The sequence below is a fragment of the Dechloromonas sp. ZS-1 genome, assembly GCF_039649255.1.
Taxonomy (GTDB): Bacteria; Pseudomonadota; Gammaproteobacteria; order Burkholderiales; family Rhodocyclaceae; genus Azonexus.
In genome coordinates, this window is record NZ_JBDIYD010000018.1 from 21,953 (window position 1) to 44,785 (window position 22,833).

General features: G+C 56.9%; 23 protein-coding genes. 11 read left to right on the forward strand and 12 right to left on the reverse strand.

Annotated elements, in window-relative coordinates; all coding sequences use genetic code 11:
• The first annotated feature begins 16 nt into the window (after positions 1-16).
• The 5 genes from AACO21_RS15450 (at position 17) to AACO21_RS15470 (ending at position 4,944) form a co-directional block, all read left to right on the forward strand.
• A complete protein-coding gene (locus AACO21_RS15450; RefSeq protein WP_346193421.1) occupies positions 17-538 on the forward strand; it encodes a PAS domain-containing protein in 522 nt (173 codons plus the stop codon).
• Complete coding sequence (locus AACO21_RS15455; RefSeq protein WP_346193422.1) at positions 513-1,889, forward strand: methyl-accepting chemotaxis protein; 1,377 nt, start codon at positions 513-515, stop codon at positions 1,887-1,889. The genes AACO21_RS15450 and AACO21_RS15455 overlap by 26 nt, the downstream gene beginning before the upstream one ends.
• A 115-nt stretch (positions 1,890-2,004) precedes the next feature.
• Positions 2,005-3,921 (forward strand): PAS domain S-box protein, encoded by a 1,917-nt coding sequence (locus AACO21_RS15460; protein WP_346193423.1) that lies wholly within the window; start codon positions 2,005-2,007, stop codon positions 3,919-3,921.
• A gap of 19 nt (positions 3,922-3,940) precedes the next feature.
• A complete protein-coding gene (locus AACO21_RS15465; protein WP_346193424.1) occupies positions 3,941-4,333 on the forward strand; it encodes a response regulator in 393 nt (130 codons plus the stop codon).
• On the forward strand, positions 4,327-4,944 hold the full coding sequence (locus tag AACO21_RS15470; protein WP_346193425.1) for a response regulator: 618 nt from the start codon (positions 4,327-4,329) through the stop codon (positions 4,942-4,944). Before AACO21_RS15465 ends, AACO21_RS15470 begins: the two co-directional genes overlap by 7 nt.
• 234 nt (positions 4,945-5,178) lie before the next feature.
• Here the strand turns inward: AACO21_RS15470 and AACO21_RS15475 are convergent, their stop codons facing one another.
• The 4 genes from AACO21_RS15475 to AACO21_RS15490 form a co-directional block, all read right to left on the reverse strand.
• On the reverse strand, positions 5,179-5,820 hold the full coding sequence (locus tag AACO21_RS15475; protein WP_346193426.1) for a PilZ domain-containing protein: 642 nt from the start codon (positions 5,818-5,820) through the stop codon (positions 5,179-5,181).
• 93 nt (positions 5,821-5,913) lie between these two features.
• Positions 5,914-6,723: a hypothetical protein gene (locus tag AACO21_RS15480; RefSeq protein WP_346193427.1), complete on the reverse strand. Its 810-nt coding sequence runs from the start codon at positions 6,721-6,723 to the stop codon at positions 5,914-5,916.
• A gap of 9 nt (positions 6,724-6,732) precedes the next feature.
• A complete protein-coding gene (locus tag AACO21_RS15485) occupies positions 6,733-7,611 on the reverse strand; it encodes a response regulator (protein WP_346193428.1) in 879 nt (292 codons plus the stop codon).
• Between the two features lie 13 nt (positions 7,612-7,624).
• Entirely contained in the window at positions 7,625-8,077 is a 453-nt protein-coding gene (locus tag AACO21_RS15490) for a hypothetical protein (RefSeq protein WP_346193429.1), read from the reverse strand.
• Positions 8,078-8,281: 204 nt separating this feature from the next.
• Here AACO21_RS15490 and AACO21_RS15495 point away from each other — a divergent pair, with 204 nt between their 5' ends.
• On the forward strand, positions 8,282-9,010 hold the full coding sequence (locus tag AACO21_RS15495; RefSeq protein WP_346193430.1) for a PilZ domain-containing protein: 729 nt from the start codon (positions 8,282-8,284) through the stop codon (positions 9,008-9,010).
• 17 nt (positions 9,011-9,027) lie between these two features.
• The gene (locus tag AACO21_RS15500; RefSeq protein WP_346193431.1) at positions 9,028-10,284 is read left to right on the forward strand and encodes a transposase; all 1,257 of its coding nucleotides are present in this window, start codon (positions 9,028-9,030) and stop codon (positions 10,282-10,284) included.
• Positions 10,285-10,296: 12 nt separating this feature from the next.
• On the opposite strand, the gene AACO21_RS15505 is transcribed toward AACO21_RS15500, so the two are convergent.
• Together AACO21_RS15505 and AACO21_RS15510 are read right to left on the reverse strand one after the other, a co-directional pair.
• A complete protein-coding gene (locus AACO21_RS15505; RefSeq protein WP_346193432.1) occupies positions 10,297-10,956 on the reverse strand; it encodes a DMT family transporter in 660 nt (219 codons plus the stop codon).
• A gap of 251 nt (positions 10,957-11,207) precedes the next feature.
• Positions 11,208-11,510 (reverse strand): hypothetical protein, encoded by a 303-nt coding sequence (locus AACO21_RS15510; protein WP_346193433.1) that lies wholly within the window; start codon positions 11,508-11,510, stop codon positions 11,208-11,210.
• A 380-nt stretch (positions 11,511-11,890) separates the two neighbouring features.
• On the opposite strand from AACO21_RS15510, the gene AACO21_RS15515 reads away from it, so the two are divergent.
• Complete coding sequence (locus tag AACO21_RS15515; protein WP_346193434.1) at positions 11,891-12,859, forward strand: tyrosine-type recombinase/integrase; 969 nt, start codon at positions 11,891-11,893, stop codon at positions 12,857-12,859.
• Here the strand turns inward: AACO21_RS15515 and AACO21_RS15520 are convergent.
• The 6 genes from AACO21_RS15520 to AACO21_RS15545 all read right to left on the reverse strand — a co-directional run bounded on the left by AACO21_RS15520 (position 12,856) and on the right by AACO21_RS15545 (position 19,517).
• Positions 12,856-14,130, reverse strand: a complete 1,275-nt coding sequence (locus tag AACO21_RS15520) for an Hsp70 family protein (RefSeq protein WP_346193435.1) — start codon at positions 14,128-14,130, stop codon at positions 12,856-12,858. The genes AACO21_RS15515 and AACO21_RS15520 overlap by 4 nt on opposite strands.
• Positions 14,131-14,242: 112 nt before the next feature.
• Complete coding sequence (locus AACO21_RS15525) at positions 14,243-15,001, reverse strand: NAD-dependent deacylase (RefSeq protein WP_346193436.1); 759 nt, start codon at positions 14,999-15,001, stop codon at positions 14,243-14,245.
• A gap of 11 nt (positions 15,002-15,012) precedes the next feature.
• Positions 15,013-17,271: a VIT and VWA domain-containing protein gene (locus tag AACO21_RS15530; RefSeq protein ID WP_346193437.1), complete on the reverse strand. Its 2,259-nt coding sequence runs from the start codon at positions 17,269-17,271 to the stop codon at positions 15,013-15,015.
• Positions 17,264-17,689, reverse strand: a complete 426-nt coding sequence (locus AACO21_RS15535) for a MerR family transcriptional regulator (protein ID WP_346193438.1) — start codon at positions 17,687-17,689, stop codon at positions 17,264-17,266. The genes AACO21_RS15530 and AACO21_RS15535 overlap by 8 nt, the downstream gene beginning before the upstream one ends.
• A 174-nt stretch (positions 17,690-17,863) precedes the next feature.
• Entirely contained in the window at positions 17,864-18,931 is a 1,068-nt protein-coding gene (locus tag AACO21_RS15540) for a DUF697 domain-containing protein (protein ID WP_346193439.1), read from the reverse strand.
• Between the two features lie 70 nt (positions 18,932-19,001).
• Positions 19,002-19,517, reverse strand: coding sequence for a hypothetical protein (locus AACO21_RS15545; protein ID WP_346193440.1), 516 nt, complete (start codon positions 19,515-19,517; stop codon positions 19,002-19,004).
• Positions 19,518-19,657: 140 nt separating this feature from the next.
• Between AACO21_RS15545 and ssb the strand changes: the two genes are divergently transcribed.
• From ssb to AACO21_RS15560, 3 genes are all read left to right on the forward strand, one after another.
• Positions 19,658-20,107 carry a single-stranded DNA-binding protein gene (ssb, locus tag AACO21_RS15550; protein ID WP_346193441.1) on the forward strand — a complete coding sequence of 150 codons (450 nt, stop codon included), beginning with the start codon at positions 19,658-19,660 and terminating at the stop codon, positions 20,105-20,107.
• 111 nt (positions 20,108-20,218) lie between these two features.
• The gene (locus AACO21_RS15555) at positions 20,219-22,105 is read left to right on the forward strand and encodes a UvrD-helicase domain-containing protein (protein WP_346193442.1); all 1,887 of its coding nucleotides are present in this window, start codon (positions 20,219-20,221) and stop codon (positions 22,103-22,105) included.
• A complete protein-coding gene (locus AACO21_RS15560) occupies positions 22,090-22,773 on the forward strand; it encodes a hypothetical protein (RefSeq protein ID WP_346193443.1) in 684 nt (227 codons plus the stop codon). Before AACO21_RS15555 ends, AACO21_RS15560 begins: the two co-directional genes overlap by 16 nt.
• Positions 22,774-22,833: the final 60 nt, after the last annotated feature.

Genomic DNA, 22,833 nt, shown 5'->3' on the forward strand with positions numbered 1-22,833 from the left:
CTCAGTGAGGTAAGGCTTGAAAGATAAAACTATTGTTCCGAATGGTCGGGAACGGCAAATGCGGGCACACGATTTCATCGTTTCCAAAACCGACCCGAAGGGCCGGATTACCTATGGCAATCCGATCTTCTTTGAGTTTTCCGGCTATTCCGAGGAAGAGTTGCTGGGCGTCCAACACAACGTGATCCGCCACCCGGAGATGCCGCGCAGCGCGTTCGCCTTCCTTTGGGCCACCATTCAGCAAGGACGTGAGTTCCATGCCTATGTCAAAAACCTTGCCAAGGATGGGTCATCCTACTGGGTGTTCGCCAATGTCACACCGGATTTTGATCGCGCAGGCAACATCATCGGCTACTTCTCGGTCCGACGCGCACCGCGTCCAGAGGCAATCCAAGCCGTGACGCCACTTTATGCCGCTATGTGTAAAGCCGAAGCACGCGCTGGCGCCCGTGACGCGATCGAGGCTGGAACGGCCGTTCTTACCCAATTGCTTGCTGACAAAGGCCTGAGCTATGACGAATTGGTTCTTGCACTGTAATCCTCGCTGGTATCTCGCGATTGCGGCGGGTGCGACCGGCTTAATGCTGCTCGCCATTGATCCGGCTCGTTGGCCTTATGCCCTGGTCGCGTTGGCGCTCCAAGGGGTCGTGGCCTTGTTGGCACTCGTTCAATTGCGGCGCACCCACCGCGATATTGAGGAAGTCAATCGTGTGGTTTCGGCGGTGTCCGATGGGCACTTCAGCGTGCGGGTGACTTGTGTGCACAAAATGGTGCCCGAAACGCAGGGCATTGCGTGGAGTCTGAATGCTGCGCTCGATCAGTTGGAGACGTTCTTTCGGGAAGCGAGCGTGTCGATCCAGCATGTGTCCGACGGGAAGTTTTACCGCCGGCCCCACCTGGTCGGACTACACGGGGATCTCGTGGACTCGGCGACGACCATCGCCAAAGCGATCGATGTGTTGGCCAGCCAAACGGGAACGATTGATAAGGCCCGCCTAGATGGCCAACTCAACGCACTCAATGCGCGTCACACGCTGGACAATCTTGCGAGCGCCCAAGGCCAGCTCTCCCAAGTCCAGCGTTCCATCAAGGATGTCGCCGGCGTGGTCTCGGAAACAGCCGATGTGATGACTGCCGGACAGCAAACCTTGAGTGCCGCCCTGGAGGGTCTGAAAGACACCGTCACGGCGGTCGACTCGGCGACGGCGCATTCCCGCATGCTGGATCAACTCTATGCGACGGTTGCCGGTCGAATGGCACAGATCCGCGACATCGCCGGGCAGACAAATTTGTTAGCACTTAATGCAGCCATCGAAGCGGCGCGGGCCGGCGATCATGGGCGAGGCTTCGCCGTAGTAGCTGATGAAGTTCGCAAATTGGCGAATGTCTCAGCAACCGTCGCCACTGAAGTTGACCAGAGTCTGAGCCAGGTGAGTGGCGCCATGGAACGCATGCTGAGCGAGATCACCGTTATTTCCGATAATGCGCACCAGACGGCTGAGTCGGTCGGCACCTACACCTCACAAATCGAGGCCGCATTCACCGCAGCGCAGGCCGCTCAGGAAGCGATTGAGCGTATCACCCGCGAAGTCAGTCTGCATGGCGCCACGGTAGCGCTGGTTGTGGCCAAGCAGCAATCCTACGTCGGACGCCGGCCGAATGATGACTTGCCCGAACTCGCAGGCGTCGAAGTTAGGGCTGCAGACCACATCCAGACGGTTTGGCATGATTTCCTGAGCAAGATGCGTTTGGCTGTAGACACGATGGCGAGCATCCAGAAAGCCGGGAACAACATGGCGAAACAACATGATCAACTGCTGTCCTTGTTCGAGGCTGCGGAACAGGACGGCGACAAGCTGACGGCCTTGACGGCGCCAACTTTGGCCTGACGAATAAGTGCGCCGAGTGACAAATGCAATTAAATCACCGAATATGATTGTTTTGAAGTGCATTCGGTATTAGACTTACCACTAAGCCATGATCCTGCGATAGAAAGGAAAGGCCGTGCATATCTCGACAAAATATTCCGGTTCGCAGCAACGCGAAGTGCCACAACTTGCACTGCTGCAAGCAACTTTAGATGCCGTAAAGGGACATCTCGCGATCCTCGATAACAGAGGGGTGATCATTGGCGTCAATCGGGGATGGATCGACTACGCAAAGATTAATCATTTACCCCATGCGGAGTACGGGGTCGGGTTGAACTACCTTGAAATTTGCAAGCCATCTGCCGATCTGCATGATCCCGATGCGATCAAAGTATCTGACGGCTTGGACTATGTGTTGTCGCATCCTGAACCCGACCGGTTTATCCATGAATACCTGTGCCCGCATCCTGGTGATCCCCGACGGAGTCGATGGTTTTCGTTAAGTTTGACCCCCTTCGATTTTGACGGTGAGCGATATGTCTTAATGGCGCACGAAGATGTCACCGAAAAGCACCATCTGGAACGCACCAGGAAGCTTTTAGAAGCGGGTATCGCGCAAAGTCGATCCGGGATCATGATTACCAATACCCTCGGAACCATTGAATATGTCAACGAAGGGTTTACCCACATTACCGGCTATGCCCCTATTGAAGTGATCGGCCTCAATCCCCGCATTCTAAAATCAGGGAAAATCAGTTTTGAAACTTACCTCGGTTTATGGTCTGCCATCTCCGCTGGGGATAACTGGAAAGGTCAAATTTGTAACAAGAAAAAGGACGGTAGCCTTTATTGGGAGGAGATGAGTGTGAGTCCTGTCAGGGATTCCGACGGGGTCATCACTCATTTTGTGGCTGTTAAGGAAGATATTACCCTTCAACGACAACAGGCGTTGTTACTTAAAGGGGTTATCGATGCGTCATCTGATGCATTCTTTGCCCTGGATGAACATCTCCGAATCGTGGAATTCGGACATCAGGCCGAAGCCTTCCTCGCTACGCCAAGAGAGTCTGTATTGGGCACCAATTTTGTGCAGCAATTTTTGACCGACGAAACAAGTCGAGATGCAATAAATACGAACTTTTTAGACTTTCCACGGGATTTTTTCGGGAAAACCGAGCGGATAAAAATGCGTAAAGGCAATGGCGATTTGTTGTCCGTTGAAATATCGATGACATCGCTTATTTTCCAAGGCGAACAGCGTTATTGCGGTTTTATTCGGGACATTACAGAAATTCTCCGTAAAGAAAACCTGCTGCTTGAAGCCCAGAAGATGGAAAGTGTCGGTCAAATGGCCAGTGGCTTGGCCCACGACTTTAACAACCATCTGCACATCATTATGGGGTGTCTCGATCTGGCACTCATGGAACCCGCAGAAGGAGAGCCCTTCTTACAAAACGCACGCTCGGCGGCCAAGCAGGGAATGGCGTTGACCCGGGCGCTCTCATCGTTTGCGCGAAAAAGTGTCGAACGGATTGTGCCCGCCAATGTCAATGAGCTTATTACTGAGCTGCGTCCGCTCGTTCAACAAACAGTTGGGAGGCGGACCAAACTTGCCATAGATCTAAATGAAGACATATTTCCAATTTTAATTGATGTAAATGCATTTAATAATGCTTTGATCAATTTAATGGTTAATGCCCGAGACGCGATGGAGGGCCCCCGTTCCAGAGTGACAATTCATACAAAGTCTCTGGAATTAGTAAACGTAGAATCTTCAAAATATGACCTGCCAGCAGGCCAATATGTCGTTGTGAGTATTGAAGATAATGGCGTAGGGATGACGCAAGAAGTCATCGATAAAGCCTTGGAGCCTTTCTTTACAACCAAGCCGGAAGGGACGGGGACGGGGCTTGGGCTCTCCATGGTTTACGGTTTCTGCCGACAATTTGGTGGGTCGGTGCATATCACCAGTGAGCAAGGTCGGGGCACGATCGTTGAATTGGTTTTGCCCGCGATGTCGATGGATGATCCATCATCACAAAGAATGAATTAAAACGCCAACCAAACCTTTATTGCTGACGATTGATGATGATCCGATGATCCGCCAGAACATCGTCAGCGTTGCCAATAGTGCTGGCTTTGAGTGCATTGAAGCCGGAAACCCCCAAGAAATCTCTTTGGCTTTGACGAAAAGGCCCGATATCATCGTTTTGGATTTAACAATGCCCGATATGGATGGCTATGAGGTCCTTTGGGAGTTGAAAAGAAAACATTTTAATTCGGGAATTATTTTGTCGAGCGGTTTTTTTGATCAGGTAGTTAAAGGCGCAGAGGTATATGCCAGAAAATCTGGGCTTAATTTTATGTGTCGTCTGGATAAGCCATACTCCCTCAGTTATCTTAAAAAAATACTTTCTGAAACTCAAAACGATTTTCAGAATCAACTGGAGATTCATCCATGTTAAGCCTTAAAGACACCTGCTCGACCCGTGAAGCGGCAAAGCGCCTTAATGTAGCACTTAGTACGGTTCAAGCCTGGGTGGAGATTGGGGCGCTTCAGGCCTGGAAAACACCCGGAGGGCATCGGCGAATTTTGAATTCCTCAGTTGATAAACTCCTCAATGAAGGAATGACACTTCCCAGACCAGGATCAAAATACGCGGAATCCACGCCTGAAGTAATCGTTGTTCGCACTTTGATTGTTGAGGACGAACACCTGACGCGTCAGATGTATGCGGAAATTATCAAGCATCAAAAGCTACCAATTTCAGCCAGTTTCTGTGAAAACGGTTACCAGGCACTATTGCGAATTGGGAATGAAATTCCGGAACTGATCATTACCGATCTGTCGATGCCCGAGATGGATGGTTTTGAGATGATTCGAGCGCTGCGCCAATTTAAACTGACTGAAGCAATTCCGATAATTGTAGTTTCTGGATTGACCGACTCGGAGATCAAGGTTGAGGGTGGGTTACCTGAAGGCGTCTTGTTATTACATAAGCCAGTATATACTTCTCAGCTGTGTCAAGCGATCCGAGATGCCCTTTCTCAGATTAAAACAAAATCTGCCCAGTAATTCCAACAACGCCCCGATTGGTTGATCCGAGAACCAGGAAGCCCCCACCTACAGCCCACAGGGCAAAGGTGGTGGGAGAATCATTCGAGTGTCCTTGACGGACTCGAATCGACCCAAAACGGCCTTAGCGGATTCCCGGAAGCTGCCTGTCAGCCAAAGCCACGTTTAGCGAACTGGACTGGCCGTTTGCTGCCGTCACGTGGCCAACTCAGTCCAGAGTCCGCAGCTCCGCCTTCAAGGCGTGAGAGCAGTCACCGTTCGCTTTGCCTTTTCAGACATGGCGCAATTCGAACTACAACGCAGGCAGATCCCTCCACGGTAAAGATCCCCCTGAACCGCCAACGCGCAATTTCTGATATTTGCACCGTAATCCAAAACAACCTGAAGGGTTCCTAAGCCAACGGGATCGATGTCATGAACATTAGAAAGTTCGATTTCGGTGTGCCTACGGAGCATCTTGGAGAAAGAAAACAACTGGCGTTTCACGTTTTCGCCAAGCTTTCCGGTTACCTCGATTCTGTTCCCGGTAACAACCGCAACGCCTGCCTCTTCGGGCACCAAAACGTCGAGAATCCGAGTATCAATCTTATGCGTGAAGCGTATGCCGTAACCAAAGCCTTTATTGCCGATCTGAAGCTGACGGGCAATCTTGCCTTGCAGTTTCATCAGGTTGCCATGGTAGGCAAACTCCAAGGTTGTTGCGTCTTGTAACCTGGGATCTCCGTCGATCGTCAGGATCTCGATCTGGCACCCGCTGCGTGATATGTCGCGAAGCTCGCCGAGGCATCGATAGCCACGTTCTGCATTTTCGATGGCCGCAGGTATTCTGGTGTTGATTCGAAAACGACTGTCTGTTCTTCGGTCACTGAACGGCATAGCTTTTCCCGGTGACGAAATTTAAAATTTCTGCGCTAGCTAATGGCTATCGATAAGACGGCAACCCTGCCCAAGGCATTTCCGCATACGATTTCAAGCCGCCATCGACATGGTTTCAAGATGGTTATCGATCCGAATGAAAGCCTCTTCGATCATATTTTTTTCTTGGAGCGTGCGTTGATGTGTTTTTTCCAGGTCTTTATATCGCGTTTCCAGCTCTGATTTTTCTTTCTGCAGTTGTTGCATTTCTTGCATGAAAATCATGTTCGCTTGAGAGTGTTCGTTGATCTCAGCCTGCATTTTCTTTTGAAGGCTGTTCATTTCATTTTTGACGCGATCCAATTCACGACTGGCGCGTGCCCGCTCGGCAGTTAGGGCGTGTGTCTTTTGATCCGACTCTGAAGCTTGTTTTTGCGGGGTGTGACGCAGACGCCGAATCGTCGTTTGTGCCTGAGCCAGCATTTCTTCCATTTTGCTGAGTTCCCGCCGCTGCAACTCGGAAGTGGCCAGCAACTCCTGGATGCGTTCTTGGTGGCTCCCTCGCCAATCAGATAATTGGCTGCTATCCGCTGCCAGCAGCTCCTTGAACAGTTCAGCCGATGAACCCGAAGTTTCATCCCAGCGCTGTTTTTGTTCGCTGAAAAGCTGAAGCGAGCCGTCTATATTGTCCAACAAGCCCGGGTCTAATGTTGAAAGCCGCGATTTGTCGGCCATCAATACTTTAAGTGCTGCATTGGTTTCGCCAGCCAACTCTGCGAGTTTCCCAACACGATCTTCCTGGTGCTCAACATGGGTCAGTACCCGATAAATTGCGTAGAGACACAAGCCAAGTGTCAGCGTGATCGTCAAGATTAGAATAAAGCTTGGCATGTTGTCTAATACTGAGAATTGCCTGAACATCATCCCACCTCCTTATTTGGCGAGTAATATCAATCGGCCCAACTCAAGATCTCCGCGCTGCACCATAAAATCTTTGCGAATTGCGCTGCGCCGAATAATTTCATGAAACTGTGGTCCTGCTTGATGCATCACCTGTGCCTTGCCTAACTGGATTGGCTGGTCGTTACTGCTGCGATATAAAGCAGGAAGGCAGCCGGCCAGGAACGGGGTGACTCGACTCATTAACTCCGGGGGGGCAATCTTCACTGCATGAATTTTGCGAATCTCTGGGTGCGACCGCTCAAGTAACGTCCCCCCAATGGTAATAACCCCGGGTGAATCGAGAATACAAAGCCCACGAATAGCGCCGGTTGCCAAACTCCAAAGCGTGACATGCGCAGGTAGTCTCAAGCCCGAAATATCCGCTGCCGGCGCAACTTGAAACTGGACTTTATTTTGCAGGGCTGACGCCAGGTGAGTGGATATTTGATCCTCTGGCGTCAATGAAACCGTAACTGCATCAGCCTTCCCAGTTGGCTGATCGGTTTCTTCCATCGAGCTTTTGATATGGGCCAACAAATCTTCCTGCTGGAACGGCTTGTTCAGGATGAACATTGCGCCATGATTTTTGGCTTCCTGCAGACTTTCAGGTGAAGACTCAGTGGTGATAAAACCCACCTTGAGGCTTGATGAATGGCGTGCTCGGATCGTCTTCAATAACTCGATGCCTGACATCCCTGGCATGTGCCAGTCGGTGATCACCATATCAGGCTGCCAACGACCGACGATATCGAGCGCCGCATGTCCGTCACCGGCCAATTCAATTGCGAGGTTCGGCAAGCCACTCTCCAGAATTGCGCGACGAAGCAGTGATTGAACGGCACGACTATCATCCACGATCAGAAAACGCATGTGGCACTTCCCCTTAATGTATTTTTATGACTCGTATCGTCGGTGACCCTGCCAGGTTTGTTGCGACAAACTGGCACAGCAGGGTGCCTCGGGCGAATAACTCAGTCAGTTCAGAATGAGAGAGCGTTTGTGGCAAACCAATGCCAAAGCCATGCATCTCATTTCCAAACAATTTTGTGCAGCAAGAACCGAGAACGTTACAGAGTTCGCGTCCCACATCGTCGATGTCGTCAGCCTCGACCGCCGCCTGATCGATATCAAACATGACGGCAGCCGCTTGAATTAAATCGGTTTGCGCGACGAGCAGGACTGCTGCATGTTCTCCCCATGCATTGCCCCCAATCGACAGGGTGAAGAACCCCACATCGTCCAAATTTCCGATGGTTCGATTTGTATCGAAGGACAATTCATGTCCGAGCATCAGCCGCCATGAACGACTCAGGTCGTGGGTTACTTCTGGCAGCATGGCTAGTTTCACAGGGGGTCCCTTCCAGAAATTTGCAGTTGCAGGGCAAAACAACAGACTGTCTGTAAACACTATAAACGATTGAAATACCGAAATCAATGATTAAACGCAAAGTATTGCAGGGGAACTACGGCGCCGAAATCACTTCAGGCATCCGCTCTTGGCATTTGACGGATTTCCATTGGCAAAACTGCAATTTCAGCCGTGTCCTGCATTAAAAAGACGGTGGGGGATGGTGCAAAAATTAACCTCATGAACTCAAAACATTTTCGCCGCATTTATCCCCGCTATCTCATCGAGACCAAGGTGCTCGGTACGATTGAGTCCGGTGGCTGTCGGGTAATTGGGGATCTCTACGACATCTCGGCAAGCGGTGTCGCTTTGACAGCGCAGTCGGATAGTGGGCCGCTTCCAACCAAGCCATCTCAGTTCCCAACGGATATTTTCGAGTTCTTTCTGGACGGTACTTTGCACCAAATGGAAGGACGGCTTGTTCGGGTCGACACGCAGCGTGGCCTGTGCTGCTTCTCGTTCAACGACCATCTTTCCGATGCGTTGCTCACTTCGATTACGAAGGGACTTTCGAACGGCTTCTTCGTGCGTGGAAACACCTTGCACGTTACTGGCCGAATCTGTATCCGCAGTGATGTCCAGATTCGGCGGTTGTGCCAGGAGCACCATCTGCGGCTGGATCTTGCGAATGTCAAAGAGGTCGATCAAAAAATGCTTTCAGTGATTCTGAGTCTTGCGGCCCATGTTCAATTGCAGAATTGCACGCCCAGCATGAAGGCCGCTCTCGAACGATATGGCATTTGCAATTGCTGCTCTTCTGATTGCCGTGGCGTAGCGTTAAAGGCGAAGCTAAGCGCCCATTCGAAATTGAGACACCCTGCCGAAGCGCCACGAGGCATTCCTGCACCTTGTTTTGCCTGACCTGAGCGCCTTTTAGTGTGATTGCTGCAACGAAAATCCGCCTCTATCCAACCGCTGACCAGGAGCAACTTCTGGCAGCGCAGTTTGGCTGTGCGCGGTTCGTCTGGAACCGGGCGCTGGCGATGAAGCGTGCCGCCTGGCAGGAGCGGAAAGAATCGCTCTCCTGCTACACGATCAAGGGCATGTTGCCCCTCTGGAAGGACGGCGAGTTTCCCTGGCTCAAGGACGCTGATTCGCAAGTGATGCAAGAGGTGATTCGGCATCTCGACCGCGCCTATCGCAACTTCTTCGAGAAACGCGCCCGACTTCCGCGCTTCAAGAAGAAGCACGCCGCCCGGCAAAGCATTGCCTATCCGCAGCGCGTGAAGCTCGACGGCAACCTTGCCTATCTGCCGAAGGTCGGCTGGGTAAAGGCGGTGGTACACCGCGAGATCATCGGCAAGATCAAAACCGTCACCGTGTCACGGGAATCAACGGGCAAGTATTATGCCTCGATCCTTGCTGATGACGGCCTCCCGGAAATCGAACCGCTGCCCCATATTGAGTGCGTCACCGGCATCGATCTGGGACTGAAGGATGCGCTGGTGTCCAGTGCCGGCCACAAGTCCGGCAACCCGAAGCCCTTGCGCCGGGCGCTCTCGAACCTGAAACGCAAACAGCAGGCGCTGTCGCGCAAGATCGAAGCCGCGAAACGCCGCTTTGAAGCCGCCAAGGCGGCTGACGAGGGCAAGACATACCGGCTGCGGGACTTCTTTGGCGCGAACCTCGCCAAGGATCGGAAACGGGTCGCTGTCGCCCACGAGCGCGTGCGCAACGCACGCGACGATTGGCAGCACAAAGCGTCTCGGCAACTGGCGGACGAAAACCAAGCCGTTGCCGCCGAGACGCTGAACGTCAAAGGTATGATGAAGAACCGGCGCCTCTCCCGCGCCATCGCCGATGTCGGCTGGGGTGGCTTGCTGCTCAAGATCGACTACAAGCTGAAACGGCGTGTCGGTCGTCTCGTGAAGATCGACCGCTGGTTCCCGTCGACCAAGAGCTGCAGCGCCTGCGGCGCGATACACGACGGGCTGACGCTCTCGGATCGCGCCTGGCTGTGTGGCGCTTGTGGCACGCTGCATGACCGTGACGCAAACGCCGCCGAGAACATCCGGCGGCAAGGAATTCTGAAACTCAAGGCCGAAGGACTGTCGGTCTCAGCCCATGGAGGCGGTGTCAGTCGGGTGCCTAGCGCACCCGCAACCACCGACGAAGTGGGAAGCTCCCGCCTTTAGGCGGGGGAGCAGTCACACGCGTTGCATAAGTAATTGTGAAGGTTCGGAATTGGCCAAAGCGGTGGAAGCAATGGACGCTGCTTTGCGGTGGGCCGCAAGACAAGAGAGGACGCTCAACACGACAAACGTTAGGGCAGCCATTTCGAGAGTTGTCGGCAGACGAGCTGCCCAGACGAAACCGTAGAGCAGCGCAAATAGTGTCCCGAAGAGAATCATTTGACCGACAAGCGCCAGCGGAAGCAGACGGCTCCTGCGATTCCACAGTGCGTTGCCAGCGATGAAAGCCAAAATCGCAATGCTCATGGAAATGACTTCCAGTCTCGCCCAGTCACCCCAACCATGGTCATCAACGCCGAGGAAGAGCACCAACGGGGTCAAGGCGATTGCCTGCATGCCGGGGACAATTCCAGTGAGCAGGTTCCATTCGTGCGCAGTGACCTTCGCCAAGCTTTGTAGCGCCCGAGCATTGCCCACGGCATAGGCGGTCCAAGAGACCAGGGCACCCAAGGCACAGAGCAGACCGATGGCTGAATCGCCGAATAGGCTGTCAGCAGGCCCAACCAAAGCCTCACAACCGATGCAAATAGGGGCGGCCGCGCATAGCAGCAGCGAGGGCCAGAGCCGGGCAAGAGGCTGCTTGTTCATTGTCTCGTAAGACTGAACGGCAGCCAAGCGCTGGGTTGCCGCCCGAGTCGGCACACCAGTCCACTGACCGCTTCGGCCGAGTACGTTGAATTGATCGTCCGGCAGGTTCCGAAGTGCATCGGCCGTTCAGATGGCGGTTAGGTAGAAATGCCGAAGGTCAGCAGTTGGCCGATTGCACGTATTCCCCTGCCGACCCGAAACCAGCCATTCTTAATTTGGCAGAACAATGAGTTTCTGCCTACCCCGTTAGCAATACTGGGTGCGGCGAATACCACTCGTTACATTTCGGCGGCGTCACTCATTGGCGCAGCCGCTGATGCGGTCGCTGCTGGCTCATCGACGGGCATCAACAGCGTATCGATCAGGTTTTTTACATCTTCCGGCTCGGCCCACTGCTTGCCGGATTTGGCCAGCAAGTGCTGCGTAATTTGCAATTGCACGGCCAGCATATGATTGAGGAGGGCGGCGTCCGCATCTCCTTGTTTGCGCGTTTTCACCGGAAATCCCAGAATCGTGTTCAACAGGTCGAACTGAACGGCCGCATCATCGGCGAGCAATACGCTTACTTTACGCGTTCTCATTGTTTATCCAATATTGAAGAGAATAGGTTGTATTGGCAGGATATCACCGATTGCGGCATTTTTGATTGATCATCGGTTTATGCGCAATTTTTCGCGATAACTGAAATTCCGCCGGATAAAGACGAGCAGTGATATTCATGAAGTTTATGGATTTTTAAGTTCCATGTACGCCGGAATCCTAGGTTATGGTTGGTAATTTGCCGCGCGCTACGCGGCGATCAGCCACCCTGTTGAGGTGGCAGTTACGGGGATTGACCCGCTTCTCGCCCTTTGTTATGGTTGGAATAACTTATTCCAACCATAACGAGCGGGATATGCGCACCGCGCCCTCGGGAAATTTACCCCTGGCACGCTCCGACCGCTTCAGAAGATGAGGGATCATGGCCAGATTGGCGAAACCAGATCAGGTAAAAGCACTGGAAACGCTCGATCTTGGGCATTTCCGCGATTTTTTGGCGTCTTCGCGCTTTTCGGCAAATCCGTACTCGACAGGAACAATCGATCGATACGGCAGAACCGCGATGTATTTCGTTGATTTTCTCAAAGGAGCGGGAATCCGTGATCTGGAGGAGGTCAACGCATCTTGGGTTCGTTCCTACCTTACTGGGCAAAAACCGGACGGGACGCCACGTTTTAGTCCCAGCACGCGAATCGTGCAGCAAAGCGCCTTAACCGCTCTGTGGTGTTTTGCTCAGGACAACGGTTTCGCCCTGGACAACCCGCTCGACAAGCTGGCCGCTGAGCGTGCGGCCGATCGGATGAAATTGCGCGGAGGCCGGAAGCCGGCGCGGCTACCAAAAGTTCTCACATGGGACCAACAAGCCGACCTATTACAGGTAGTCCTCGAGAACCCGCGCGCGGATACGAGCGCCCGGGATTATTTGATGGTGACCCTGCTCCTGGTGACGGGCTTGCGAAAAGAGGAACTCTGCTCCTTGAAGCGCGCCGATTTCCATCCCGGGGAGGGACGCCTGCGCGTCGTGGGCAAAGGCAACAAGGAGCGGCTTGTCCGCTTCGATGCGACCGAAGTTCTGCCCGCCTGGGAACAGTACGCGCCAGTGCGGGCACGTGGCGGCGATGCCCCGGAGCTTCTGGTTACCCGGACGGGTAAGCCATTAACGGGCAACCTGGTCTACCAACAGGTATCGGCCTACTTGGCGATGCTGGACGGCGATCTCCCCGCCCACGGCCCCCACCTGCTACGGCATACCAGCGCCAGCCGGCAGCTGGCCATGAACGTGCCGATCACGACGGTCCAAGCCAATTTGGGCCACGCCGGCCTGCGCACCCTGGAAATTTACGCGCACCTCCTGCCGCCCAACGGCAAGAAACCGACCACTGCCGGCTAAACGCCCATTCCGTAACGGCGCGCCGCATCGACTGCCAGGCCCGCGCCAATGCTGCCGAAGAGGTCACCTTCGACGATCCTGGCCAGGGGCAACAGCGCAGAAATACGCCGACGCAGCAGCGGGATGCCGCTCGATCCGCCCGTGAAAAAGATCGTGTCGATACCGGAGGCGTTCACGCCCGCCTCGGGCAGTAGTCGAGCCACAGCGCCCTCGATCTTTTCCACTAACACCTGGGCGGCCAAATCGAATTGGCTGCGTGTCAGCACCGATTGTTGGCCCGGAGCGAATCGCGCAAAGGAAAGCTGTGCCGTCTCTTGGTTGGACAGGGCAATCTTTGCCTCCTCGACCTGGTGGGCCAGCCAATGGCCGGCCCGGTCCCGGATCAAAGCCAGGAGGCGATCGAGTTGCTCCGGCGCGATGGCTTCGAAATACAGCCGCTGCTGCTCGGCCCAGACTTGGCGGCTGTAGGCAAAGTTGATGGTGTGCCAGGTCGCCAGGTTGAAATAGATGCTGGACGGCATTTCCCGACCGCTCTTCAACTGGCTACGATGACCCAACAGGGGCATCACTTCCGCCAGGCTCAGCTGTTTGTCGAAATCGGTGCCGCCGATGTGGATGCCGTCGTTGGCCAGGACATCGCTCCATCGATCGCTGGCCTGCGCTCGATCGGGAGAGAGGCGAACGATGGAGAAATCGGAAGTGCCCCCGCCGATATCGGCCACCAGAACCAGTTCTTCCCGGGCAAGGCCGGTTTCGTAATGGAAGGCGGCGGCGATAGGCTCATACTGGAAACTCAACTCCTTGAACCCCACCGCTCGGGCAATATCGCCCAGCGTGGTCTCGGCCAGCTGATCGGCGGCGGTATCGTCATCCACGAAATGCACGGGCCGCCCGAAAACGGCCTGGTCGAAGGGGCGCCCGCCGTGCGCTTCCGCCCGTTCCTTGAGGGTGGCGATGAACTGGGTCAGCAGATCACGAAAGCGAATGGAGCGCCCCTGGACTTCGGTAACCCCGTCAATCAAGCTGCTACCCAAGAGGCTTTTGAGGGAACGCATCAGCCGCCCCTCGTAGCCCTCGAGGTAGTCCTGGAGACCCGCTCGGCCGAAGCGGACCGAATCTTCCTCGGCGTTGAAGAACACGACGGAGGGCAAGGTCGGCTTGCCATCTTCCAGTGGGAGCAGCGTTGCTTGCTGCGGCCTCAGCCAGCCGACGGTTGAGTTGGAGGTGCCGAAATCGATGCCGCAGGCATGAGCTGAAGTGGGTGAAACCATGGAGGTGCTTTTGGGAAGGGGCGGCGATGCTACTGCGCCTCCCTTTGCCTGTCCAGGAGGTTAAGGCCGATGCTAACCGCTACCTTGGTTTACCACGCGTTCAACGCCGCGCTCACCTCACCTGCCGCAACCGCATCGACCTGACCGCCTTGCAAAGCGAGGGGAAGAAGTCCGAAGCCGATTCCCGCACCGCGTGGTCGGCGATGACCGAATGGGGCGTTTCGAACGGATTGACCACGACCACCAGCGCGCCGCTGTTCTTGGCGAGTGTCGCCAATCCGGCCGCGGGCTGGACGACCCCCGACGTTCCGACGACGAAGAACACGTCGGCCGCTTCAGCGGCTTCTTCCGCCACTTCGAACAGCATGCCGTCCAACGATTCGCCGAACCACACGACGTCGGGTCGCACCTGGGCCGCGCAAATCGGGCATTTGCGAGGCACGTCGCCGACCCAATTCGCCACGTAGCCGCAACGTCGGTGGCAACGTACCCGCCGAGTCGTCCCGTGGATCTCGAGGACCTTGCCGCTCCCGGCTTCCTGGTGGAACCCGTCGACGTTCTGGGTGATCACTTGGACGGTAGCCGGCTGAAGCAGCATTTCGAGCAGGGCGATTCCCTCATGCCCCGCGTTCGGCCGGGCACCGGCAAACGTCTTACGCACCTCCTCGTGCCATGCCCATACCCGTTCCGGATCCCGTTCGAATCCGTCGAGGCTGGCCACGACCATCGGATCGACGTTCGACCACAGGCTGCTCGTGGCATCCCGGAAAGTCGGAATCCCGCTCTCCGCGGACAGCCCGGCACCCGACAGGACGACGACGCGCTTGGCCGTACGGAGGCGCTCGAGGATGTTCGGTTCGATATTTCCCATTTTTGAGGCCCTCAGTCGGTTTGTTTGCGCAAGAACGCGGGGATGTCGTACCGATCGACCGAAGATGACAGCCGACGATCGCCTCGCAATCCGTTGAGGCAGCTGACGATCATGACTACGAGCTCAATCTCCGGGACGGCATTGCCGATAGCGGCGGCGATCTTCTTCTCCAAGCCCTGGTCGATCTGCCCTTTTCCGTCGTGTTCGAGCAGCGCCTGGTAAAAGGACGCAATGAGTTCCGCTTCCGTATGGCTGGCGAGCAGCAATTCGAGCAGTTCGGCCAATTTCGCGGGAAGCGGAAGGTCCTTCAGGCCCGAGTACGATTTCGGCAGTCCCGAGCGGATCTTTCGCTTCGCCCGGGCCCGCAGGGCGTTCATCATGCCGTCGTAGCCGTTGTCGGCCAATGCGGTAGCCAAGCTGGTATTCCGACAGCGTAAGACTGTCGGCCATTCGTGATGCGAATAGTCCGGACTGGAACTGAACGCGACGGCGTCGTAGGCGCCGGTCGCCTGGACCTGGATAGCCTGGCGAAACTCGGGAGATTGGCGTGACTTGGAATACCGGACGGAAGACGTCCCTCCCCATCCAGCGGGCAGCATCTGCGGCTGGGCCTGCAACTCGGGAAGTTCTTCGGCTTTTTCGCCGACGGAGCGCTCCATGGTCACCAAGTAGTCCGTCCGGTCGGTAATGAGCTGGTATTCGACCGCCCAGGCTTGTTTCTCCTCGTCGTGAAGTTCCTCCAGGCGGTGCCTCGCGGCCAGGCGGACGATCGCGTCGGCCGAGTCCCGCTCGGCGGATAGGCGCACTATCGCCGACTGGCCTCCTTGCCCGGCGAACTCGAACGAAACGGCCACGCTCTCCGCCTCCGCGGACGATTCGGGAAGCGCCGCAAAGACGGTGTAGGCATCACCGGCGAAGCAGGCCTGCTTGGGGCGGCTTTCCCACAAGGGAGTCGCTGGCCAGTCGATACGAAGGTCGCGCATCTGCGGCTGGCGCATCCGGTTGAAATGGCGGTAGATGCGGACCGACATGTCTTCCGTCGGGGATACCAGCTCGCAAGCGCCGCCGGTTTCCTGCGCCATCATCCGGATCGACTCCTCGGCCACGGCCGAACCGATCCCCATCGTGAAGATCCGCACCCCTTTTTCCTTGGCGGACGGTACCGATTTCCCGGCTTGCCAATCTTGGCCATCGGTCAGGAGCAGGATATCCATCGGGTTGCCGTCGTGGAGGGCGAGGGCGAGTTCCAAAGCGCCGTTGATAGCCGTTCCGCCCAGGTTTTCCAGGTCATTGACCCAGCTGCGTGCCATATTCAGGTTCATCCGGTTGGCCGGCTGAAGGGATTTGTCAAACTGTCGGAAGCTGGTGCCGAAAGCGACGACGCCGAAGCGCTCGTTGGGTTCGAGGCTGCCGAGCGCGAGAAGCACGCCTTCCTTCGCGAGCCGGAGGCTATCGCCCTGCATCGATCCGGAGCAGTCGATGACGAGCACGACGTCGCGGCCTTCCTCGGGGCTTTCGGTCTCGGGCGGCAGGAGGGTGAGCATCGTGATGCGCGTGTCCCTCGCGTAAGCGGACACCCCGAGCGAATGCACCTGCTCGTTCTCGATCTCGAGGACGAAATCCCGATCCATCGTCGCGCCGTCGGCCAGCGCGATCGATAGCCCGTCCGGCAACGCTTTCATCCCGATCCGGTGGCTGGGGCAGGCGATCGCGCTCTGGGCCAGTGCTCCCGCGATTACGACGCGGACGCTGAGCGGGTACTCGGCTGCCAGGTCGGTCACGGGCTTTTGCCACGGCTGGAATCCGGTCGGTTGGCCGTATCGAGGCGCGATGGTGGTCGGCAGGCAATAACGGACGCTCTTGCCGTTCCAGGCCAGGGTCTCAGCGTACCGCAGCGTGATTTCCACCGCCTCGCCGGGCATCACGTTCCCCAGGGTGGCGTTGTACGTGTCGGGTCGGATTTCCTGGAGGCGGAAGGCGGAATTGCCTTCGCCGATGGCTTTCTCGTACGCGGTTTCGGCAACGGTCCGCGGAACCACCGAGCCCTCGAGCTTCTTGTCTCCTATGGACACGGAGAACGCGAGGAGGGTGCCGGCCACCGGCAAGGGGAACGTGTAGGTCAGCTCGAGGTTCGCGTCACCGTCGTTCCGGTATTTCTGCACCAGCCTCGTTTCGGCCAACAAACCCGACACGCGGGTAGATACGTCCACGCCTTTCAAAGCGAGCGCTTCGCCCGAGTGGGTTGCTTGCAATCCGTATTCGCTATTCATTTTCGTTCCCCGGAGTGGTGTTCTTGGATTCTTGGTAAGCGCCCATCACCTTGCGGAAGAAGGCGCGCAGCTGTTCCGGACTGAGGCCGGCGGTACCGGCTTCGACGTTGAGTTCGACGCCCGGCGCGACGAGGAGGCGGCTCCAGACCTCGACCGTCCCGGCCGCTTTCGGCTTCGGTGGCAGATCGCCTGGGTCACCGTGCAGCAGTTCGCGGATCCGCTCGAGCGACAATCCGGCGCCCTGCCATTTCTTGATGCTCAGCAGTTGCTCGACGTGGATCGCGCCGTACCTGGCCCAACGGCCAACGCCTTCCGGCCGGTCGACCAGGCCCGCCTGGATGTAATAGCGGACCTTCCGGGCGGGGAGATCGACCAGCGCGATGAGTTCTTCGAAGCCGTAAGTAGGGAGCGTGTCCATGTCTTCCATTCCGTATCTGACACCACTATATTACACCGTCAGTGTTATGTAAAGGTGTCAAGTAGATACTGCCCGGATGGATACGGATGCTATCGGGGGATAGCGCTGCGGACGGGAATTCCCCTACTTTTGTCCGGTGGGGTCGGTGACTGTCAGTCGGCGATAGCGAACGCTTCAAGCATCCGGGAGAACATCGTTCCCTTTTCCGAATACCCGGTTCCAAGTCCTCGACACGGCGTTCCCGGCCGACTGCGCGGAACGCGTGACCGTTCCGGCGGCGGCGGTAGCCGCCTCCTTCGCGCCCTTCACGGCCGAATCCACCGTTCCCTCGAACAGGTCGCGGACGACGCCCCACGAACGTTCCACCACCTTGCCGCCCTGTTCCTTGGCGATCTGTCCGACGAGCCCCAGCGCCGTGGCGGTCGCGGACGAACGGACGGCCTTGCCGTCCGGCCGGGAGGTCGCCGAGCAATAGGATTTCGCGACCAGGCCCGTACGGAGGGTCAGGAACGCGTTCGCGCTCCCGCTGGCCAGGCTGTTGACGAGCAGGTTCGCGACGCCCTGCAGGCCCGGAACGGCGCCTTTGACCGAAGGGACGATGGAAGCCAACAAGGGCGCGGCCAGTTCGGCCACGTCGATTTCCTGGACGTTTTCGGCGACGATCGAATTGGCAGCCACGTTGCCGTACAGGTAGAGCATCTGCCTGGGCGAAGGACGCCCGTGGTAGATGCTGGCGATCCGCCAGACCATCCGGCCCTGGGACGCGAGGACGGCAAGGGCGTCGAGCCGGCCGTTCTGCATCACGGCGGTGCTCAGGAAAACCGCTGCGGCCGTTTCCTTGACCACGGCATCGGCTTCCGCGCCCAATTTCGCGAACGCGGCCTCCAGGTCGTCACCGGTAGCGAGCGGCATTCCGGCCAGTCGCGGATTACCGGCCATCCGGGTGCGGAGCTTGCCTAGGTACGCCTCGAACTCTGGACCGCAATCGGCCGCGGGCGGCACCAGTGCCGCGGGCAGCCGGTAATACATGGCCGCGGGCACGGCCGCCACGGCGGAGAGAAGCACCAGCAGGAACCAGAAAACGGGCTGGCCGAGACCCGGGCTCACGCGGTCTGCCGCATCGGCCAACTGGGAGACGTCGGCGACCACGGAAACGGCGACGTAGGCGACGACCGCTATCGCGATGGATCCGAGGATCTTGGGGATGGCCCGGTCCGCGGAAGGAAGCTTTTCGGAAATCACGACGGCATTATTCCATGGAACGGCCCGGGAGGGTTTTGGACAATCGGCCTCTCACCGTCAATACGTGGTTTCAGCTATCGACGAGCACGATTCTGAGCGACTGGGCCGTTTGCTCCTTCACGGAGATGCCTTCGCCTTCTGCCAACGCCGTCTTACGGAACAGTACGGCGGTCCGGATCTTGGTAACCGTCCTGAGCCTCCGGTTCACGGCACCTACGAAACTCCTTTTCAGGTCGTTGAACGTCTCGTAGGGATTGCCTTCGCCGATCAGCGAGTCGAGCGAGACGGTCACGCCATCGGCGAAGCGCTTCAGCGTCTCGATGCTTTTCGGACTGAGATTCGCTACGAGCTTTCTCGTTTGCTCGACGTCGGTTTCGACGACGACCTTGGCATCCGCTACGGGGTAAGACCGTTCCCATGGATCGTCTCCGGGTTCGGCCGGGTCCGCGTATTCGAAAGCCGGAGGCACGTCGTCAGTGGCGAACTCTTCCCCGTCGGAAACGGACCCGAACAGGAGGGCCTGCAGCTCTTCCCGGGTCGAGGGCGAAAGCCTTTCCAAGTCTTGTTGGGTAAGAACGATATGCATGACCGGGATCCTATGGTGTGTTTCGAAGATCATATCATATAAATTTATCCGTAAAATATCCTGGCACCATGCGGATATGTCGGCTTATCATGCGCTAACATTGTCGTATGATGCCTGTGTGCACTTTGGAGGATTTGGGTATGGCATCGGTAAACAAGGTAATTCTCGTCGGAAATCTCGGAGCCGATCCCGAACTACGGGCGTTCGCCGACGGGAGTCCGGTATGCAACCTACGGATCGCGACCACCGACACCTGGAAGGACAAGCGTTCCGGGGAAAAGCGGGAGTCGACCGAATGGCACCGGGTCGTCCTCTACCGCGGGTTGGCGGAAATCGCTGGCAAGTACTTGCGGAAAGGCTCCCAGGTCTACGTGGAAGGGCGCATCCGTACCCGGAAATGGCAAGACAAAAACGGCGCGGACAGATATGCTACTGAGATAGAGGCGGCCGAGCTGACCATGCTTGGATCGAAGCAGGGCTCCGGGAATGTGGAGCCCTCCCAGGGTCCCGACCGCCAATGGCTGGACGAATTCGGCGGCGTCGGATCTACCGCTGCGCCGAAATGGCTGGATGACGGGATACCTTTCTGAGGCGAGCGGACTATGGCCGCGATGGAACGGGAGTCCGTCAGGCCATGAACCCGCAAGGAAACGCACGTGCCGACAGAATCGATCTCTCCGCCGTACGAGGAACTCAGTTCCTTGGCGCAACCGCTCACCGAAGGGGAATGGAAGTTCCTCGAGTGGCTCCGGAAGAACCTGACGTCGGACTGGGAGATCTACGTCCAGCCGTACCTCAACGGACTCAGGCCGGATTTCGTCCTGCTCAGCCCGAAGAAGGGGATCGCCGTCTACGAGGTTAAGGACTGGAACCTCTCGGCGATCAGTTACTGCTACGAGGGAGTTCCGCCGAAGCTCTTCGGCGAAGACGGGGGAAAGCGCTTCAAGATCGACCCATCGCAGGATCCGGTCGCGAAGATCATGACGTACAAGTCCGAAATTTTCGATCTCTACTGTCCGAGCCTCGCCCGGACGCACGGTTTCGGATCGATCGTCGGCGGTATCGTTTTTCCGTTCGCGACGACGGAACGGACCGTGGAACTCCTTGCTCCGGCCCTCCAACACAACCAGCTCACCAAGTACCCGAAGCACAACGTGGTTATCGGGAGCGACCTCTTGTCGGAAAGCCCCGGCGATAAGGAACTGAAGAAGGTGCTCCCCTCGATTTATGGGATCAACAGTGAAATGTCCGCGGATGTCGCAGACGATCTCCGGCACTGGCTGGTGGAACCGGAACCGCCGATGGACCAACGCCGGAACGCCTTCGACGATCTGGACGAAAAACAACGGGTAATGGTGACGAAAAGAAATCCTTCCGGAGGCCAGCGGATAGAAGGGGCTGCCGGTTCCGGCAAGACGCTCGTGCTCTGCGGCAGGACCGCGCGCTTGGTCGGAGAGGGGAAACGGGTACTCCTCGTAACCTTCAACATCACGCTTCTGAACTACTTGCGGGACACGATCGCGCGGTTCTTCGCCGGGCTTGGCACGAGCCGCCGGTGGGTCGCCAAGCAGTACGAGATCATGAATTTCCACCATTTCTGCCGCCGTCTCGCCGAAGCGACCGGCCACGAGGACGAGTACCGGCAGATCTGGAAGGACGCCTACGGCGGTACGCCGGACGACGGCAGGGAAATTCCCGACGAGGCACTTGAGGGCGTTCTCGCCTCGGTGTTGCCGGCGTACGCGGCCAGTTGGGCCGACGAATTGCCCGAGGGTGAGAAGTTCGACGCGATCCTCGTCGACGAAGCCCAGGACTTCCGGCGGGAATGGTGGGATATTTTGTTACGCTGCCGTAAAGACGGCGGTGAGGCGATGCTCGCGGCAGACCGCACTCAGAACGTTTATGGTATTGACCAAACTTGGGTAAATAAGTCGGTAAAGGGGTTCAGAGGAAACTGGGCACTCCTCTCAGTCAGCTACCGCCTGCCGCCTGAAGTCGCTTCGGAGGCGGGAAGATTCATCGAACGCTACCTTCCGGATTCGGAAAGCGCCAAACCCGTCCCGCCGAAGGCCCAGGGCGGGCTGTTCTCGAGCGACCAGCAGGAAAAGCTGGCTTGCCTGCGGTGGATCGACGCAGCCCCCGGTAAGGAGGAGAAGGTAGCCGCCTGCCTCGCGGCGATGGAACTCATGATCAAGGATTCCGAATCCTCGTCGAGCCCGCTGAATTACGCGGACCTGACGTTCCTCGTCGAGAGCGAGGAGGTCGGAGTGGCTTTGCGGCGGGCAATCGCCGACCTCGGTATCCGCGTCATAGACACATTCGATTCCGACTCGCGCCAGGCACGCCGGAAAAAGATGGCATTCCGGAAGGGGGACGGCCGCGTCAAAATCACGACCGTCTTCAGCTACAAGGGGTGGGAGACGCGCGCTCTTATCCTGCAGGTCGGACACGCCCGCAGCCAGCGCGACCACGCGCTGTTCTATACCGGTTTCACCAGGCTCAAGGTTTCCCGGCCGAAGTCCTACATGACGATCGTGAACAGCGCGCCGGAGTACCGTTCCTGGGGTGAGTCATGGAACCGGACCTGAGCGCTGGGAGGAAACATTCGTACGATTTCACGCTCAGCGTGGAGCCGTCCAAACATGCGGTATGCCGGATCGGGGACCGACTTTCGATGGATCCGAAGGACGTTCTCCAGCTGATCAACGAAGGCCGGGCAGTCCGTCTTTCCAATCCATTCACCAACGGCCAGAACCGCGGCCGCTATCTCTTCTACTCGGCTCCAGACAAGGATTTCTTCGTGGCAATCATAGCCGTCTCAGAGATATCCCACACGGGATTCCTGATCACGATCCTCACTCGCGAGCAACACGAAAAGGATACGGGGAACCTGCTCGAATCCGGATACCAAAAAAGGGCAGTCCAATCGGCTCTGACCAACAAGGAATACGCGGTATGGGTAGCGGACCATTTCCCGCCGCCAGAGAACGCCGTAAATAAGGCCGGAAAGTACAAGAACATCCGACTGAACGTCGAATACTGGGACGAAAACAACGGGAGAAAGCTGGTTTTCATATCCAATCCGCCCATCAGCGCCGACGAATTGCGTTCCACGCCCATCCGGAAACTCCTGGACAACGGCGTTTTCGCCCAATGGCTTTTGGAAAGGTTGAACAAGAAAGCCGTTCCCATAGACAGGATCATCAGCTTCAACATGATCACCGGCGTGAACGAGACAACGGAGCTCGTCATCTGACGCCCATCCTCCGCACTATTCCGACTTGAAATCCCCCTGATTATGGATACCTTCTGTACC